Here is a 15,431-nt window from a genome sequence, read left to right as displayed (position 1 = left end):
ACACGTATGCATGTTTTAGCCCTTTTTATTCGTATTATTAAGATTGACGTTTTTTAGAATGCTTCACACCATATAGAAGGTAAATGAGCAACCCAATAATAAACCAGATGAGTGTGTATAATTTTGCTTCAGCACCTAAGCCCCAGAATACAACAACGACACTGACAAACGTGATGATTGGCATAACAGGGTAGAATGGCATTTTAAAAGCTGGCATCGGAATATCTTTTCCTTCTCTTGGGCGTAACCCAAAAATGCCAATGGAAACAAACATAAATGCGACCAAGGTTCCTGCAGAAATTAACTGCGCAAGGAAGGCGAATGGGAACATAGAGCCAATGATAACTGCAATCATGGTTAAAATAATTAATGAACGATTAGGTAAATTTTTCTTGTTTAGTTTACCTAACCAAGAAGGTAATAAACCATCACGACCAAAGGAATATAGTAGACGTGAGCCAGCTAACATCATTCCAATAAGGGCTGTGAACATACCAATAACAGAAATTGCTTGCACAATAGCTGCCACAACACCAAAACCACTTTGTCTTAAGGCCCAACCAACAGGTTCAGCATTATCAGCATAAGCTGAATAAGTAAACATACCTACAAGGACAAGTGATACTGCGACAAATAGAATGACAGCTATTGCTAATGACCCTAAGATACCGCGAGGCATTGTTTTTTGTGGATTAATTGCTTCAGCCGAATTTGCTGCAATTGAATCAAAACCAATATATGCTAAGAATATCATTGATACACCTGCATAAATACCTTGCCAACCACCAAAGGAACCTGTTTCAGTTACTTTATGTTCAGGTATAAATGGTACATAATTGCTTAAATTAATAGCGGTTAAACCTACTACGATAAATAGTAAAACAGCTAAAACTTTAATTACAACGAGTATATTTTCAATACGTGCTGCTGCCGAAACACCATATGACAAGAGACAAGCAGTAAGTAAAATGACCACAGCGGCAACGATATCAATGATGCCTCCATCTGTCCCTAATGTATTGGATAATGATTTGGGTAATTCAATCCCTAATGGTGAGACGAGACCACGTAAATTTGCCGAAAAACCAGAGGCAACAAAGGCGACGGCTATAAAGTATTCAGCTAACAATGCCCAACCGGCAACCCAACCGAATACCTCCCCAAATACGACATTAATCCAAGAATATGCTGAACCAGCAAACGGCATTGCCGATGACATTTCAGCATAAGCAAAAGATACGAGACCCGCTACAACTGCAGCTAATAAGAACGAAAGTGCAACTGCTGGCCCAGTATGCTGTGCTGCGACTACACCTGGTAATGTAAAAATAGAAGTTGAAACAATGGTACCAACACCTAAAGCAAGGAAATCTTTTACACGTAATGTTCTATTTAAATGTGCATCCTTCACTTGATAGACGGAAGGATCTTCTCTTTTTAAAATCTTATTAAAAAAACCTTTCATAATGAACCTCTCCCAATGAATACTATATCGTAAAACTTAATAACTAATTTATGATAATGTATATCATAGCACATATATATCTAAATATTCAGAAAAATATTATAAAAATATGTGTAAATATACACAAAAATACCACTTTTATGTGAACCTTTGTTAAGCAGTGTTTAATACCAGTAGATAATTACCTAGAAATTTTTAGAAAAGTGATAATAAAGCTAATTAACACATACTTTTAGCAGCGCATTAATATTTTCAAAAAGTATTTTTATTTAGCCTCATTATAATAGAATGCTCTGATGAAAAATAATTTATACATCCCGAAAGTTAGGCACATGGTCTTAACTTAAAGGATGTATTTTTATTTATATTAAAAACAGTGATTTATAGTTTTATTCAAGTGCAAATGGTAAGCTAATATTAAATTTGAGATTGAATGAAATAGGGGGGATTTATGATGAATATACAATCATCATGGCTTAATTTACCAGTAAAAGATTTAAAAGCGAGTGCGACTTTCTTTGAAAATATTGGGTTTACGATTAAAAAGAATGAAGCTGTTTTAGACAAAATGAGAGGTATTGAAACAGCAGATCATAAAATCATTATGTTAATTGAGCAAGGTCAATTTGAAAAAGTGGCGCAACAATCTGATATAGGTAGACATGAAGCATTGGTTTCAGTTTCTGTAAAAGAGGCAGCAGAGGTAGATGACTTATTAAATCTTGTTGAAACAGCAGGTGGAAAAGTACTTCAACGTGGTACAAAACATGAAGGCTTTTATGGTGGTCTATTTAGCGATATTGATGGACATTTATTTAATATTATCGCAATGTAATTTAAACTATAACGTAAACATTTATATACAGTATTGAAGGGAGTATCAGTATGATAAAAGCAATTGCGGTAGATAAAGATGGTACATTTCTTAAATCTGACCATACCTATGACAAAGCATATTTTGATCGTTTATATCAAAAAATTGTACAGCAAAATATAAAATTTATCGTAGCTAGTGGTAATCAATATGCACAGTTACGCTCATTTTTTCCTGACAAGGTAGATAATATCACTTTTGTAGCAGAAAATGGCGCGGTAACTTATCAAAATGATGCATTGTTGACAGCACATTATTTTGACCAACAACTCATATTTGAAGTTTTAGAAATGATTCATCAAACGTATCATATCAGTGATGTTGTTTTAAGTGGTATACATTCAGCATATGTAAGTGATGAGAGTAGCGACGAATTCCTAAATTTTATACGAAATTATTACTATGATATCAAAAAAGTAGCTTCATTTAATGAAATCACAGAGGATCACTTTGTAAAAATAGCTTTACGGATTAAAGATGAAGACTTGGTTAAGCAAGTGACTAACGAAATAGAACAACGTTATAAAGGGAAGATACGTGCAGTGACAAGTGGAAATGACAGTGTGGATTTAATCTTACCTAGTGTGAATAAAGGCGTTGCAATCAAAGAATTGTTAAAAGAATGGGACATACAGCAGGACGAATTACTCGCGTTTGGTGATGCCAATAATGATTTAGAAATGCTCGGTTTAACCATACATAGTTATGCTATGGCAAATTGCAGTGATGAATTAGCAGCGATTGCAAAACATCGGGCACCGTCTAACGATGAATCAGGTGTTTTACAAGTGATTGAACGATATCTTCAACAATAGTGCATTTAATAATAAAACTCAATTTCAGTTATACCTGCCAATGAATAGAGGCGAGTTATAACTGAAATTGAGTTTTTATTTGCTAATTTACAATTAATACAGGTATGTCAACATTACTTGCAATTTTGTGTGTAACGTTACCAAGTATATTCTTGATATCAGATTTTTCACGCGTATTACTCATTACGATAATGTCATATGCATTTTCCTTCACTTCAGTCAAAATCGCTTGTTTAACATAACCTGCGCTAAATTTAACCGTGACAGTTAAATCGAGTGCTTCTAATTGTTGAATGAAAGGTGAGAGCACTTCGTTCTTCTCGTTTGCTAAATCTTCAAAATGCTTATTATCGTAACGTACCGACGTTTCAAGTTCACCTTCTGGAATAACATTAAATACTGTAACTTCAGCATTTTCAACGCCATTGGTTAAATTTTCCAATTCTTTAGGGACGTTATTGAACGAATTATCAAAGTCGTAAGCTAATAATATTTTCTTATACATGATAGCGCCTCCTTTTTATTCATATACCCTATTAAAAATAAAGTAATAATTTAATATTGATGATTAAGTGATTGCTTAAATAAATAGGATGACGCTTGTTAGCATAGCGTTATTTTACATCTAAACCGATAATTTCGTTAACATTGTTGTAGCCATTTGATTTAAGATAATGTGCTAATTGTTTATTCAATTTCTGAGTTAGTCCTGGACCTTCAAATACTAAAGCACTATAAATTTGAACTAGTGATGCACCTTGGCGCATCATTTTTATGACATCTTCTGCGTTGAAAATACCACCAGTTCCGATAATTAAAAATTGGCCATCTGTTTGTTTATAAGCATAAGAAATGAGTTTAAGATTACGCTCGAATAGTGGTTTGCCACTTAAACCGCCAGTTTCTTCACGATGATTTGAATGCAGTGCTTCACGTTGTTGTGTTGTGTTGGCTAGTATAATGCCATCAAAAGTTTGCGTAATTGGTGTTAACATTGCACCAAGACCATCTAAAGATAAATCAGAAGTTAATTTTATGAAAATAGGAACATTAAGGCTTTCTTTATGTTTATATGTCTGAATAGCTTCGCATAATTGCGAGAATTCATCTTTATCATGGAAGCTTTGTAAATTTTCTGTATTAGGTGAGCTGATGTTGACAGTAAAGAATGTGACGTCGTTTTTAAACGTATCAATCACTTTGATGTAGTCTTCATAACGCGCTTCATAAGGTGTGGATTTATTTACACCAACATTTAAACCGACTGGAATTTGATAACGATGCTTGCGTAAATAACTTAAAGCTTTATTCATACCTAAATTGTTAAATCCCATGCGGTTAATGAGTGCTTGATCTTCAACTAAACGATACATACGCGGTTTTGGATTACCTGGTTGTGGTTTAGGCGTTATACCACCAAGTTCAATTGATCCAAATCCTGCATTTTCTAAAGCTTTAGGAACTTCACAAGATTTGTCGAAGCCGGCTGCTAAACCAATAGGATTCGCAAAGTGAATGCCTTTGAGGTTTTGGTTTAATGAGTCGTTTTCGTAATGAAAGATTTTTTTAATTACAGGTAATAATTTTGGATGGTTTTGAACAAATTTAAGCGCGTCTATCGTCATTCCATGCGCTTTTTCAGGATCGAATTGAAATAACATTGGTTTGATGAGTTTATACATATAGTGATCGCTCCATTTATCAAATTTAATTAAAAATATTTATGTATATTAAGTTCAATATGTAAAAAAGCTGAATTGAAAATGATGTCTTTAATAGACTAGCATTTTACGGAATATATGCCTAGACCAAATAAAAATAATTAATAGAAGATTCACAGAAATCATTGGGTAGTTTTGTATGATTAAGTAGATAAGAAAAAGGAAATAATCATATATAACTTAATTTTAAGAGATTAGTGGAGGGATGATTCATGAATCAAGCGTGGCAATCACAATTGCCTTTAAGTCATATTAAAAATATCGTTCCTGTAAGTGGTGGAGATGTTAATGATGCATTTCGTATTGAAACGGATCAGGAAGATTATTTTCTACTAGTACAACGTAAGAGAAAGTCAACTTTTTTTGATGCCGAAATTGCAGGGCTCAATTTATTTGAAAAAGTCGGTATTACTGCACCGAGAGTCATTGATAGTGGAGAAATTGAAGATGACGCTTATTTACTATTAACTTATTTAGATGAAGGCGTGTCAGGTAGCCAAGAAGCATTAGGACAACTTGTGGCGCGTATGCATAGCGAGCAACAAGCAGATAATCAATTTGGTTTTGATTTACCTTATGAAGGTGGCGATATTTCATTTGATAATAGTTGGACGGATAGTTGGATTACCTTGTTTGTAGAAAAACGCTTAGATAAGCTCAAAGATAGATTGGTGCAACAAGGATTATGGGGAGACGCAGATGTCACTCAATATCAGGCAGTACGTCGTGTGATTGTAAATGAATTAGAAAGTCATAATAGCAAACCTTCGTTATTACATGGCGACTTATGGGGCGGTAATTACATGTTTTTAACAGATGGTTCACCAGCGCTATTCGATCCTGCACCATTATATGGGGATAGAGAATTTGATATAGGCATTACTTCAGTGTTTGGAGGATTTACGCAAGCATTTTATGACGCTTATCATAAGCACTATCCACTGAGTGAGGGAGCAGATGTGCGCTTAGAATTTTATAGATTGTATCTTTTAATGGTACATCTAGTTAAATTTGGTGAAATGTATGCAGGTAGTGTTGATCGTTCAATGCAAAAAATATTAAATCAATAAAATAAGGAAGTGGGATAGAAATCAAATTTTCTAATAGAGATTTCGTATGCCTATCTATGCAATCAAGGCAAGGATGACTCGGATAAAGGTTTGCATGAGCTAACGTTCATACATCAATCTCACTAGCATTTTTATGTGGCATAGCTAAGTTTCAGCTGATACATCAGAATGATTTGTGTCCATAAAAATGAAAACATCGTTTCTTTAAACAAGTGAGACGTTACATTTTCAATTCAGTCATCTACTGCCTAAACGAAAAAAGAGCCTGAGGCATCTAATTATGTCTCAGGCTCTTATTCATAACAATCAAGTATCTCTAGATGATTCATTTAAATTAATCTATATCAAGTGTACCCATTTCTTCTCTTAATTGGTAAACTTTGTCTGGTGTCACGTCTTCACCTAAAGGATCGACTACTTTTAACGTTGAAAATGTATGGATTACTTGTCCACGTATCATTTTCAAATATTCTTGTCTCAAAGTTTGTTGTTCTTCTTTTTCTTCAATGCTTAACGTTTCTATTTTTTCTTTATTTGCAAGTTCATTAATTCTGTCTAGTAATGTCATTGTTTTTTTCCTCCTGTGATAAATGAGGTGGGAAGTGTGGAATAATATAATCGCCGACCTCAGTTAATAGTGATTTATATGGTCTATCATTAGATGTTAAATGCAACATTATATGATTTGTACCGATTTTTTCATATGATTTTAAAATGTTTAATAAAGTATTTCTACCTAAACGGTAGCCACCTTTAATTGGTTTAACGAGTTCATTAGGATTTAAAGATAAGTCGATAACTAATGGATGCATAAATGGTTTGAATACATCATTGTTATGCCATTCTTTTAATAAAGCTTTTTGTTTTTGAAATGGTTGTGGATAAAACATAAGGCCATCCATATTTTTCTTAATCCAGGAGAGTTCCTGTCGCGAATATCCTGTAGCAAACATGGGTATATGATTGTGTTTTGGCAATATTTGAAGACCTGAATCTTCATATAATTCAAATATTGAATTTGATATTTTTGGCGAATGTGATTGCCACAAATCATTCATTGCATAGATCGCATCCTGGAATTGCTTTGATAATTGCGTTTCTTTTATCTTGAAAGCTGGAAACTCAAATGGACGATCTCCTGTTGCTAAACCTAATAAAAATCGCTCGTCTGATATCAAGTCAAGAGAAGTTGCAGCTTTAGCTGTATGAATTGGATGACGCAATGTAGCAACAATACTAGATGTTCCGAGAGCGATTTTCGATGTTTTAGCGCTTAAATAAGATAAAAATACAAACGGATCGTAGTTTGTCGTTACATTACCTAAATGTGGACTATAAAGTGGATTATCTCTCACAAAAAGGCTTGTAAATCCAAGATTTTCAGCATACTGTGCTAAATCAACTTGATTTTCAAACGACAATGCGATGTTTTCAGAATTATCAAAAGGCAGCATTAAACCCAAAGTTAAATGGCCTTGTTGAAAAGTCCGTTTGAAACCATTGTGTTTTTGAATTGTTGTCACGTCTATCCCTCCTTAACTTGTATTTACAACACTTGATAACTAACTAACACTTGTTGTATAAATGCATTGTATACTGATTTGTTAACTAATGCAAACAACATGTTTATGCATATATTGTCTAAACAACAAAAATGAAATTGTGTTGTTTATTCACTAAAAAAGTCAGTTGAATTTAAATGATATTTATTATTTTAAAAGCTAAATTTCTAAAACGATAATACAATTATTTGATTATTATCCGAAAATTCATTAAATTGAAATAGAAAAAATTTTGATGGAGGTTGTTTATGCTTAAAAGAAAACTACGAGGTGGTCTCATATTCATAATAGCTTTATTATGTACTGTGATCTCGATAAATGGAAATACATATGCTGCAACGCAAACACATCAATCGACTGATCAGTCAGCTCAGTCTGAAGACGCTAAAGTCGGTACCAATCAAATTAAGACAAGAGTCGTCTTACCTAATGACGATAGAACACAAATAGAAAATACAACAAATGGTCATTATCAATCTGTTGGCTATATTAGTATTGGAGATAATATTGCGACGGGTGTTGTGATTGATAAAAATACAGTGTTAACTAATAAACACGTTGCCAACCTTTCTGAAGGGAATATGACTTTTTCACCAGCTGCCCAAAATGAAAATACGATGTCTTATGGTACATTTTCTGAAAAAGAAATTGAAGTGTACCCAGGAAATGAAGATTTAGCGCTTATACATTTAAATAAAAATAAAGATGGCCAATCAGTTGGAGATGTAGTTCAACCGGCGACTTTAAAAGATGCCTCAGCGGTAACAAAAGATATGTCGATTACCGTAACGGGTTATCCAGGAGATAAGTCCTTGGCTACAATGTGGGAGAGTAAGGGCCAAATACTGAATACGAACACTACTGAATTTGAATATAATGCGAGTACATTCGGAGGTAATTCTGGCTCTCCTGTATTTAACGAAAATAATGAAGTGATTGGTATACACCAAGGTGGTATTGAAGGGGAAAGTAATAGTGCCGTAGCTATGACAGATGATGTATTGAGCTTTATTAATAAGAATAAAAGTTAATAAAAGGTACAAGCATAAAATCCACGACAGAGACCTAATAAGTCCTGACGTGGATTTTTATTTTAAAATCTGTTTCATTAGAAAGGGTAGTGCACCCTCAATGTAATCATTTGCTGATAATTGACTACTATGAAACCAATGCTTAGCTGTACCGTATAACCCCCATGAAAGAAATCTCGCACTTGCCGCAAGAGATTCTCTTGTTTCATTTGGATGTTGTTGGACAAGCAATGTTAAAAAGATATCCTCTAACTCTTCTTTGACTCTTTTTTCAACAACTTGTCCATAGGCTTCGCTATTTAATTTACATTCATTATGTGTTTCTTGAATATAACTCGTAATTGTAATGAAGCTGGAAGATAATGTCGTTTCGTTAAGTTCTGAAGAAACATCTAATGCATCATTTAAATTTTTTAATACAGTTTCTGAGAGCGTATAATCCATAATGTCATATTTATCATAAAAATGAGCATAAAACGTAGCGCGATTTACCGTTGCACGTTCCGTAATGTCTTTAATTGTTATAGTTTGTAATTTTTTTTCTTTAGCAATTTCACGAAAGGCGTCCATCAACAACTTTTTAGTTCTGGTTACTCTTGGGTCAACATGTGTTGTAGTCATTGACCTCATACCTCCTCTAATTTATAAAACGATTATGTATTCAAACAAATTATCTTGCTTTCATAACGAGATGTCAATGTGAATGATTTGAACTGCATATATTACAAATTAAGGAATACGTTTAAAAACCTTACTATAAAACTTTGTCCCAAAATATTTTGTGATTTGAATTACAGTGTCATGTTATTGTTTTCCTTAATTATGCTGTTCATGAAACTATAGATGAAAATACCTAATGTAATTATGATGATCCCTATCATACTAACTGTGCTTGGAAGCGGTAAGCCCAAAAGGAGCATTTCACCAATTAATGTAAAAATGATTTCAGTCGCTTGTGTCGATTCGACTGCTGCAAGTTTTGCTTGGTTATGTTTTACCATATTGGTTGCATAGAAAAAGAGTGTCGTAGCTATTATCCCAGAGAATACGGCTACGATAAATGTCTGTAAAAGTTGATTAGAAGAAGGCGGACCGGACCTCAATACACCACATATAAATATAACCACCCATATAGGTAGTGTGACGAGCGTCATACCATAAATACGTTCAAGTGTATTTAATTGATTATCCACAAGAATCATCATCTTACGATTACCTAAAGGATAGCAAAAGGCACCTATAATTAAAGGAAGTACCGACATGATAAAAACTTGTATTTCAATATGAGAAACTTGAGGTATTTGGACAAGTACCACACCCAAGACCATAATGTTAGAGGTACCTACAGAGCGCCAAGAAATACGCTCTCTTACTTTTATTTGTTGATGATTTATTTGCACATATTCATAAAAAAATGGCGCGAGGAGTAGACCACAAATGATTGTTAATTGCCATGTTGCAGAGATAAGCCATCCGGGACTGTAATTAGCGACAAATGTAATTGGCATATAAAAAAATACAAATCCTAGGGTACTCCAAATCATCCATGCAACAAAATGCGTTTTAATATGATGATGTACTTTAGTTAGGTTCTTTTTAATGTATATAATTATAAAAAGTATGGGGAACATAAATAAAAAGCGTAATGAAGCACTAAATAGCCAATTGCCTTCATCTTTAGCCATTGCATGATTCAAGATAAATGTTACAGAAAAAAATAATGCACCAAGAATACCAATTAATATTGCACGCATACGATTCACCCTTTAACACTGTAATTGAAAATAATTAATATTTTTAATTTAACATTTATTTAAAAATTAGCAAAGCTAGTATGTTTGTAAATATATTTATAGGCAATAATAAGCGTAAAGCAATATGATTTCATTTGTGTTAAAAGTATTTTGATACTTATCATGAAAAAGTAGTATGATAAAAATGTGCAAATATTTCGAATAAGGGGTAGAAATAATGGCAGATAAATTAAAGAGAGAACTCAGTAATCGGCATATACAGTTAATTGCGATTGGAGGAGCCATTGGAACCGGATTGTTTTTAGGTGCTGGACAATCTATTCACTTAGCTGGACCATCCATTTTACTCACCTATATTATTGTTGGATTTGTGTTGTTTATGTTCATGAGGGCAATGGGAGAAATGTTATTGTCAAACACTGAATTTAATTCTTTTGCGGATATCACGCATGAATATGTAGGGCCGTTAGCTGGATTTATAACGGGATGGACATATTGGTTAACATGGATTATTTCAGGGATGGCAGAAGTGACAGCAGTAGCTAAATATGTATCCTTTTGGTATCCAGATATTCCAAACTGGTTAACAGCACTGGCATGTGTATTGTTACTTATGTCGTTTAATTTATTAAGTACGAAATTATTTGGCGAATTAGAATTTTGGTTTGCAATAATCAAAGTAGTAACTATTGTGGCATTGATTATTGTCGGCATTGTAATGATTATCATGGCTTATAAAACGCCATTTGGTCATGCTAGCGTATCAAATATCTATCGTCATGGTGGGGTGTTCCCTAATGGTATGTCTGGTTTCTTAATGTCGTTTCAAATGGCAATCTTTTCATTTGTCGGCATTGAGATGATTGGTATCACAGCCGGAGAAACAAAAAATCCTCATAAGACAATTCCTCAGGCGATTAATAATGTGCCGCTTAGGATTTTATTGTTTTACATTGGTGCGTTAGCAGTCATCATTTCTATTATACCTTGGAATGAACTAGATCCAGAAGGCAGTCCTTTTGTGAAAGTATTTGCATTAGTGGGGATACCATTTGCTGCAGGCATGATTAATTTTGTTGTGTTAACAGCTGCAGCGTCAGCGTGTAACAGTGGGATATTTGCTAATAGTAGAACACTATTCGGATTATCAGATAGAAAACAAGCACCACCGAAGCTTCAAGCAACAAACCGTAAAGGCGTACCAGTTGTCGCAATTCTTGTAACGTGTGCATTATTGTTATTTGCAGTATTATTGAATTATTTTATTCCAAATGCGACGACTGTATTTGTGTATATCAGTACAGTTTCTACAGTATTAAATATCTTTATTTGGACAATTATTATGATTGCCTATGTAAGGTACACCAAAGCACGTCCGGACTTACATAAACAAAGTAGATATAAAATGCCAGGCGGAAAAATTATGTCGATTTGTATTATTGCATTTTTCGTATTTATTTTCGGGGTATTATTTGTTAACCCAGAAACACGTATTGGGGTTATTTTAGCACCTTTATGGTTGATTGTACTTGCTTTAATGTATAGACAATACAAAAAGCATACAGCTGAGTAATGCGTGCTTTTAACATGAATACGCATAGGTTGTGAATTTTTATATTGGAGTGATTAAAATGAGTAAAAAAATAATTATGGATTGTGACCCGGGTCATGATGATGCAATCGCATTAATTTTAGCAGGAGCACAAAACAGTCCATTAGATATATTAGCTGTGACAACGGTAGCAGGGAATCAATCGGTAGAAAAAAATACCAAAAACGCTTTAAATGTATTAGAAGTGATGGGAAGAGATGATATTAGTGTCTCTGTTGGTGCTACGCGTCCACTTATTAAGCCAGCATCCTTTGCTTCACAAATACACGGCGATAGTGGGTTAGATGGTCCGAAACTGCCTGAAGTCCCAGCACTAAAACCAACGCAAAAACAAGCAGTCGATGTTATTATCGAAACATTGAAGCAAAGTAAGGAACCAGTCACGCTTGTTGCAACGGGTCCATTAACCAACATTGCTACGGCGCTGATTAAGGAACCAAATATCACACAACATATTGAATCTATTACAATTATGGGCGGTGGCACCTTCGGGAACTGGACTCCTACTGCAGAATTTAATATTTGGGTTGATGCAGAAGCGGCTAAGCGCGTCTTTGAATGTGGTGTGTGTATCAATGTGTTTGGTTTAGATGTGACGCATCAAGTATTAGCCACAGATCATGTTATCGATAGATTTAAACAGATTAAGAATCCAATTGCAAACTTTGTTGTAGAACTTCTAGAATTTTTCAAATCTACGTATAAAACGCACTTTGACATGGATGGTGGTCCAATACATGATGCTTGTACGGTACTTTATTTGATGCAACCTGATTTATTTACAATGCAACATACACATATCGATATAGAGCACCAGAGTCCATTGACATATGGCACGATGTCAGTAGATTTAAATGATATTATGAATAAAGAGAAAAATGCCTATTTTGCTACAGCGGTCGATGTAGCGAGTGTATGGACATTAATGGAAAATATGTTAGCAAGTTATGAGAAGCATACACATTAACAAGCAGACATTTATAAGCGGGAGTGGTACAGAAATCTGATTTTACTATAAAGATTTCATAGTGCTGCTCCTTTTTGCTACAACTAAAGTATGAGCGCTAATTCAAGCGAATTATTAGAGATTTATCACTATAAAAAGTATACTGAAAAGCCAATACTTAAAATGATTAAAAGGTGAATCAAATAGTGAAAAATATAATGAAGTGGATTGTCTTACTAATACTTATTATTGTTCCACTAACGTGGTTAATACTGAATATAAATGATATAAAAGAAAATATGAATGAAACATTTACTACACAAAATCAGGACGCAGACCAAGGTGAAAGTGAAGGTTCTTTTAGTAAGTTTTTCGATGGCAGTAGGGAAACAGAAAATTTTGGGGAATATAAATTTAGTGAATTTGATGGTAAACACTACGGCATCGATTATCATTTGCCTGAAGATACGCCAATCAAAGCGGCTGCTGATGGCAAAGTGACGCGAACATTCGATGATGATTTAGGTGGTAAAGTAATTCAGATAGCAGAGTCAAATGGTGAATATCATCAGTGGTATATGCATCTTAATGAATTTAAAGTAGAAGTAGGAGATGACGTTAAAGCAGGTGATACGATTGCACTGTCAGGTAATACCGGTGAACAAACGACTGGCGCACACTTGCATTTTCAACGTATGGAAGGTGGCGTTGGTAACGATTATGCGATAGACCCTAAAGATTATGTTGAAGATTTGCCAAATGGAGAAGAAAGTTTATTTGAAGTAGAGTAAATCGCTATATTAAATAAAAGAGATTCTAGAAGTTAGAGTTTTTCATACTATTAATACCAAACAACACAAGAAGTAATGAAAAATGGGGTTTATGAAAAAATAATAGCTTTTGAGATAACGTGAATAGGGCGAGACGATGAATTCAAATGATAATGTTTGATTTCATTGCCTCGCCCTAATTTTTATGGTCTTTTGGTATATCATAGATAGAATCGTATTGTAATAAATCTTGATGAATTGCTTCCCATAAATAGAATGCACCAATTGAAGCACAACCCTGCCATTGTTCCTTACAGATAGTGAGTTGTTTCTTTCTTTCGGCTTTGGTTGTTTGATATAACCATTGAGCAGCACGTTGCAATCCAACATCGTATATAGGTAATATATTTTTGCGCTGTAATGTAAATAGAAGAAAAACTTCGGCAGTCCATCTACCAATCCCTTTAATTTGAGTCAGTGCGTTAATAACACTATTGTCGTCCATTTTGTAGAGTTGTTCAAAATTCAATTGTCCATTGCGCACTGCAAATAGTACATTTTGGATATAGTTTATTTTTGATTGAGATAAACCTAACGCTTTCATTTCGGATTCTCTTAGTTGTGATAATTGATTTACCGTCCAGTGATCGTCAATGGCGATGGATAATTTTTGGAAAATAGACTGCGCTACAGCTACTGTAATTTGCTGTCCAATGATAGACCGGATAAGGGATTTTAACGGGTCTGGGCGCGTCTGGATCTGTAAATCTCCTATCTGGTTAATTAAATGCGCAAGTGTGGCATCTTGTTTAATTAGCGTTTGTACGCATGCATCTTGAACGGAAATTTGCCATGTATTCATAAATTACCTCTTAATTTAATAAGTCTTGAAGCACAACTGCTTGATTGTGCTGTTCATCTTTTGCTGCAAATAATAATATGACATCATGCTTAGTATTAGAAATGATAGATTTTAATTTTTCAAAGGCTTCTTTTTGTGATTCATTGTCACGTAATTCTTTGGCATATTTTTCTTTGAAAGCAGCATATAATTTGGGATCGTGATTGAACCATTTTCTTAATTCGGTAGTTGGCGCTAGCTCTTTTAACCAAAAATCTAAATTTGCGTCTTCTTTTGATATGCCTCTAGGCCAAACACGATCTACAAGTATACGCGTACCTTCGCTCTGATTATTTTCATAAATGCGTTGTATTTGAATTGTCATGCTACTGCCTCCCTGAAAATCATTTAGTATCAATCATATTATTACCGTTAAATGAAATTTGAAAACATAGTTATATTATAGAAGGAACAGGAATGGGTATATAAATAAAAAGGGAAATAGGAGTGATGATAATGTCTAAATTTGATCATATTCAACCACCTGACCATTTTCGATATAAAGAGGGTGAAGTGTTAATAAAAAATTATTATGAATTTACATGTGATAATAGAATTTATTTTACTCAAACTGTGCATAAAGATTTAGAAAACCAAACATATAAGTTCAACATAGAAATATTATCTAGCATTGATGCATATGGTCTAGCTATGGATTTTAATGAAGTAGATAAACTGTATGAAAGAGAAATAGCGCCTTATATTGATGGTCAACTTGTGAATGAAACATTGCCAGAGATGAATACAACAGCAGAAAATATTGCGATTTGGATTTGGCATCAATTTAATAAACACTTACCTGAAAATAATTCATTACAAAAGCTAGAATTTTTTGAAACGGATACACAGGGGTTAGTGTTAACAACAGAATTAATGGATAAATGAAAATGACGATATAAAAAGTGTGAGT

General features: G+C 33.9%; 17 protein-coding genes. 8 read left to right on the top strand and 9 right to left on the bottom strand.

Features of this window, described 5'->3' with window-relative positions; all coding sequences use genetic code 11:
* Positions 1-37: 37 nt before the first annotated feature.
* On the bottom strand, positions 38-1,465 hold the full coding sequence (locus ACP7BT_RS09000) for an APC family permease (protein ID WP_041079410.1): 1,428 nt from the start codon (positions 1,463-1,465) through the stop codon (positions 38-40).
* 454 nt (positions 1,466-1,919) lie between these two features.
* On the opposite strand from ACP7BT_RS09000, the gene ACP7BT_RS08995 reads away from it, so the two are divergent.
* Positions 1,920-2,300, top strand: coding sequence for a VOC family protein (locus tag ACP7BT_RS08995; protein ID WP_037537570.1), 381 nt, complete (start codon positions 1,920-1,922; stop codon positions 2,298-2,300).
* A 50-nt stretch (positions 2,301-2,350) separates the two neighbouring features.
* Positions 2,351-3,154, top strand: coding sequence for a Cof-type HAD-IIB family hydrolase (locus tag ACP7BT_RS08990; protein WP_002482232.1), 804 nt, complete (start codon positions 2,351-2,353; stop codon positions 3,152-3,154).
* Positions 3,155-3,236: 82 nt separating this feature from the next.
* On the opposite strand, the gene ACP7BT_RS08985 is transcribed toward ACP7BT_RS08990, so the two are convergent.
* Positions 3,237-3,659, bottom strand: a complete 423-nt coding sequence (locus ACP7BT_RS08985) for a universal stress protein (RefSeq protein ID WP_002482233.1) — start codon at positions 3,657-3,659, stop codon at positions 3,237-3,239.
* Positions 3,660-3,768: 109 nt separating this feature from the next.
* Positions 3,769-4,836, bottom strand: coding sequence for a quinone-dependent dihydroorotate dehydrogenase (locus tag ACP7BT_RS08980; RefSeq protein WP_041079408.1), 1,068 nt, complete (start codon positions 4,834-4,836; stop codon positions 3,769-3,771).
* Between the two features lie 251 nt (positions 4,837-5,087).
* Here ACP7BT_RS08980 and ACP7BT_RS08975 point away from each other — a divergent pair, with 251 nt between their 5' ends.
* Positions 5,088-5,945, top strand: a complete 858-nt coding sequence (locus ACP7BT_RS08975) for a fructosamine kinase family protein (protein WP_002482235.1) — start codon at positions 5,088-5,090, stop codon at positions 5,943-5,945.
* Between the two features lie 334 nt (positions 5,946-6,279).
* Here ACP7BT_RS08975 and ACP7BT_RS08970 read toward each other — a convergent pair whose 3' ends face one another.
* On the bottom strand, positions 6,280-6,513 hold the full coding sequence (locus tag ACP7BT_RS08970) for a DUF896 domain-containing protein (RefSeq protein WP_002482236.1): 234 nt from the start codon (positions 6,511-6,513) through the stop codon (positions 6,280-6,282).
* On the bottom strand, positions 6,491-7,468 hold the full coding sequence (locus tag ACP7BT_RS08965; RefSeq protein WP_002482237.1) for an LLM class oxidoreductase: 978 nt from the start codon (positions 7,466-7,468) through the stop codon (positions 6,491-6,493). Before ACP7BT_RS08965 ends, ACP7BT_RS08970 begins: the two co-directional genes overlap by 23 nt.
* Before the next feature lie 287 nt (positions 7,469-7,755).
* On the opposite strand from ACP7BT_RS08965, the gene ACP7BT_RS08960 reads away from it, so the two are divergent.
* Positions 7,756-8,538, top strand: a complete 783-nt coding sequence (locus ACP7BT_RS08960; RefSeq protein ID WP_037537573.1) for a trypsin-like serine peptidase — start codon at positions 7,756-7,758, stop codon at positions 8,536-8,538.
* 57 nt (positions 8,539-8,595) lie between these two features.
* Here ACP7BT_RS08960 and ACP7BT_RS08955 read toward each other — a convergent pair whose 3' ends face one another.
* Together ACP7BT_RS08955 and ACP7BT_RS08950 are read right to left on the bottom strand one after the other, a co-directional pair.
* The gene (locus tag ACP7BT_RS08955) at positions 8,596-9,159 is read right to left on the bottom strand and encodes a TetR/AcrR family transcriptional regulator (protein WP_011302267.1); all 564 of its coding nucleotides are present in this window, start codon (positions 9,157-9,159) and stop codon (positions 8,596-8,598) included.
* Positions 9,160-9,329: 170 nt separating this feature from the next.
* Entirely contained in the window at positions 9,330-10,292 is a 963-nt protein-coding gene (locus ACP7BT_RS08950) for a DMT family transporter (RefSeq protein ID WP_041079405.1), read from the bottom strand.
* 217 nt (positions 10,293-10,509) lie between these two features.
* Here ACP7BT_RS08950 and ACP7BT_RS08945 point away from each other — a divergent pair, with 217 nt between their 5' ends.
* From ACP7BT_RS08945 to ACP7BT_RS08935, 3 genes are all read left to right on the top strand, one after another.
* Positions 10,510-11,865, top strand: coding sequence for an amino acid permease (locus tag ACP7BT_RS08945; RefSeq protein WP_002482241.1), 1,356 nt, complete (start codon positions 10,510-10,512; stop codon positions 11,863-11,865).
* Between the two features lie 58 nt (positions 11,866-11,923).
* Entirely contained in the window at positions 11,924-12,871 is a 948-nt protein-coding gene (locus ACP7BT_RS08940; RefSeq protein ID WP_041079403.1) for a nucleoside hydrolase, read from the top strand.
* Between the two features lie 197 nt (positions 12,872-13,068).
* The gene (locus ACP7BT_RS08935; protein WP_232010394.1) at positions 13,069-13,641 is read left to right on the top strand and encodes a M23 family metallopeptidase; all 573 of its coding nucleotides are present in this window, start codon (positions 13,069-13,071) and stop codon (positions 13,639-13,641) included.
* Positions 13,642-13,816: 175 nt separating this feature from the next.
* On the opposite strand, the gene ACP7BT_RS08930 is transcribed toward ACP7BT_RS08935, so the two are convergent.
* A complete protein-coding gene (locus ACP7BT_RS08930) occupies positions 13,817-14,482 on the bottom strand; it encodes a DNA-3-methyladenine glycosylase family protein (protein WP_002482244.1) in 666 nt (221 codons plus the stop codon).
* 10 nt (positions 14,483-14,492) lie between these two features.
* The gene (locus tag ACP7BT_RS08925; RefSeq protein ID WP_041079401.1) at positions 14,493-14,846 is read right to left on the bottom strand and encodes a DUF488 domain-containing protein; all 354 of its coding nucleotides are present in this window, start codon (positions 14,844-14,846) and stop codon (positions 14,493-14,495) included.
* Positions 14,847-14,977: 131 nt separating this feature from the next.
* Between ACP7BT_RS08925 and ACP7BT_RS08920 the strand changes: the two genes are divergently transcribed.
* The gene (locus ACP7BT_RS08920; RefSeq protein ID WP_011302275.1) at positions 14,978-15,406 is read left to right on the top strand and encodes a 6-pyruvoyl trahydropterin synthase family protein; all 429 of its coding nucleotides are present in this window, start codon (positions 14,978-14,980) and stop codon (positions 15,404-15,406) included.
* Positions 15,407-15,431: the final 25 nt, after the last annotated feature.

Origin of the sequence: Staphylococcus sp. Y174-1 (assembly GCF_049897865.1) — a bacterium.
GTDB lineage: Bacteria > Bacillota > Bacilli > Staphylococcales > Staphylococcaceae > Staphylococcus > Staphylococcus saprophyticus.
This window is presented reverse-complemented; position numbering and strand designations above follow the sequence as displayed.

Bases quoted from the DNA above. Each gene is read 5' to 3' on its own strand.
- ACP7BT_RS08920 (WP_011302275.1), top strand. From the start codon at position 14,978: ATGTCTAAATTTGATCATATTCAACCACCTGACCATTTTCGATATAAA.
- ACP7BT_RS08975 (WP_002482235.1), top strand. From the start codon at position 5,088: ATGAATCAAGCGTGGCAATCACAATTGCCTTTAAGTCATATTAAAAAT.
- ACP7BT_RS08950 (WP_041079405.1), bottom strand. From the start codon at position 10,292: ATGCGTGCAATATTAATTGGTATTCTTGGTGCATTATTTTTTTCTGTA.
- ACP7BT_RS09000 (WP_041079410.1), bottom strand. From the start codon at position 1,465: ATGAAAGGTTTTTTTAATAAGATTTTAAAAAGAGAAGATCCTTCCGTC.
- ACP7BT_RS08955 (WP_011302267.1), bottom strand. From the start codon at position 9,159: ATGACTACAACACATGTTGACCCAAGAGTAACCAGAACTAAAAAGTTG.
- ACP7BT_RS08930 (WP_002482244.1), bottom strand. From the start codon at position 14,482: ATGAATACATGGCAAATTTCCGTTCAAGATGCATGCGTACAAACGCTA.
- ACP7BT_RS08925 (WP_041079401.1), bottom strand. From the start codon at position 14,846: ATGACAATTCAAATACAACGCATTTATGAAAATAATCAGAGCGAAGGT.
- ACP7BT_RS08985 (WP_002482233.1), bottom strand. From the start codon at position 3,659: ATGTATAAGAAAATATTATTAGCTTACGACTTTGATAATTCGTTCAAT.
- ACP7BT_RS08945 (WP_002482241.1), top strand. From the start codon at position 10,510: ATGGCAGATAAATTAAAGAGAGAACTCAGTAATCGGCATATACAGTTA.
- ACP7BT_RS08940 (WP_041079403.1), top strand. From the start codon at position 11,924: ATGAGTAAAAAAATAATTATGGATTGTGACCCGGGTCATGATGATGCA.
- ACP7BT_RS08995 (WP_037537570.1), top strand. From the start codon at position 1,920: ATGAATATACAATCATCATGGCTTAATTTACCAGTAAAAGATTTAAAA.
- ACP7BT_RS08990 (WP_002482232.1), top strand. From the start codon at position 2,351: ATGATAAAAGCAATTGCGGTAGATAAAGATGGTACATTTCTTAAATCT.
- ACP7BT_RS08970 (WP_002482236.1), bottom strand. From the start codon at position 6,513: ATGACATTACTAGACAGAATTAATGAACTTGCAAATAAAGAAAAAATA.
- ACP7BT_RS08960 (WP_037537573.1), top strand. From the start codon at position 7,756: ATGCTTAAAAGAAAACTACGAGGTGGTCTCATATTCATAATAGCTTTA.
- ACP7BT_RS08935 (WP_232010394.1), top strand. From the start codon at position 13,069: ATGAAGTGGATTGTCTTACTAATACTTATTATTGTTCCACTAACGTGG.
- ACP7BT_RS08980 (WP_041079408.1), bottom strand. From the start codon at position 4,836: ATGTATAAACTCATCAAACCAATGTTATTTCAATTCGATCCTGAAAAA.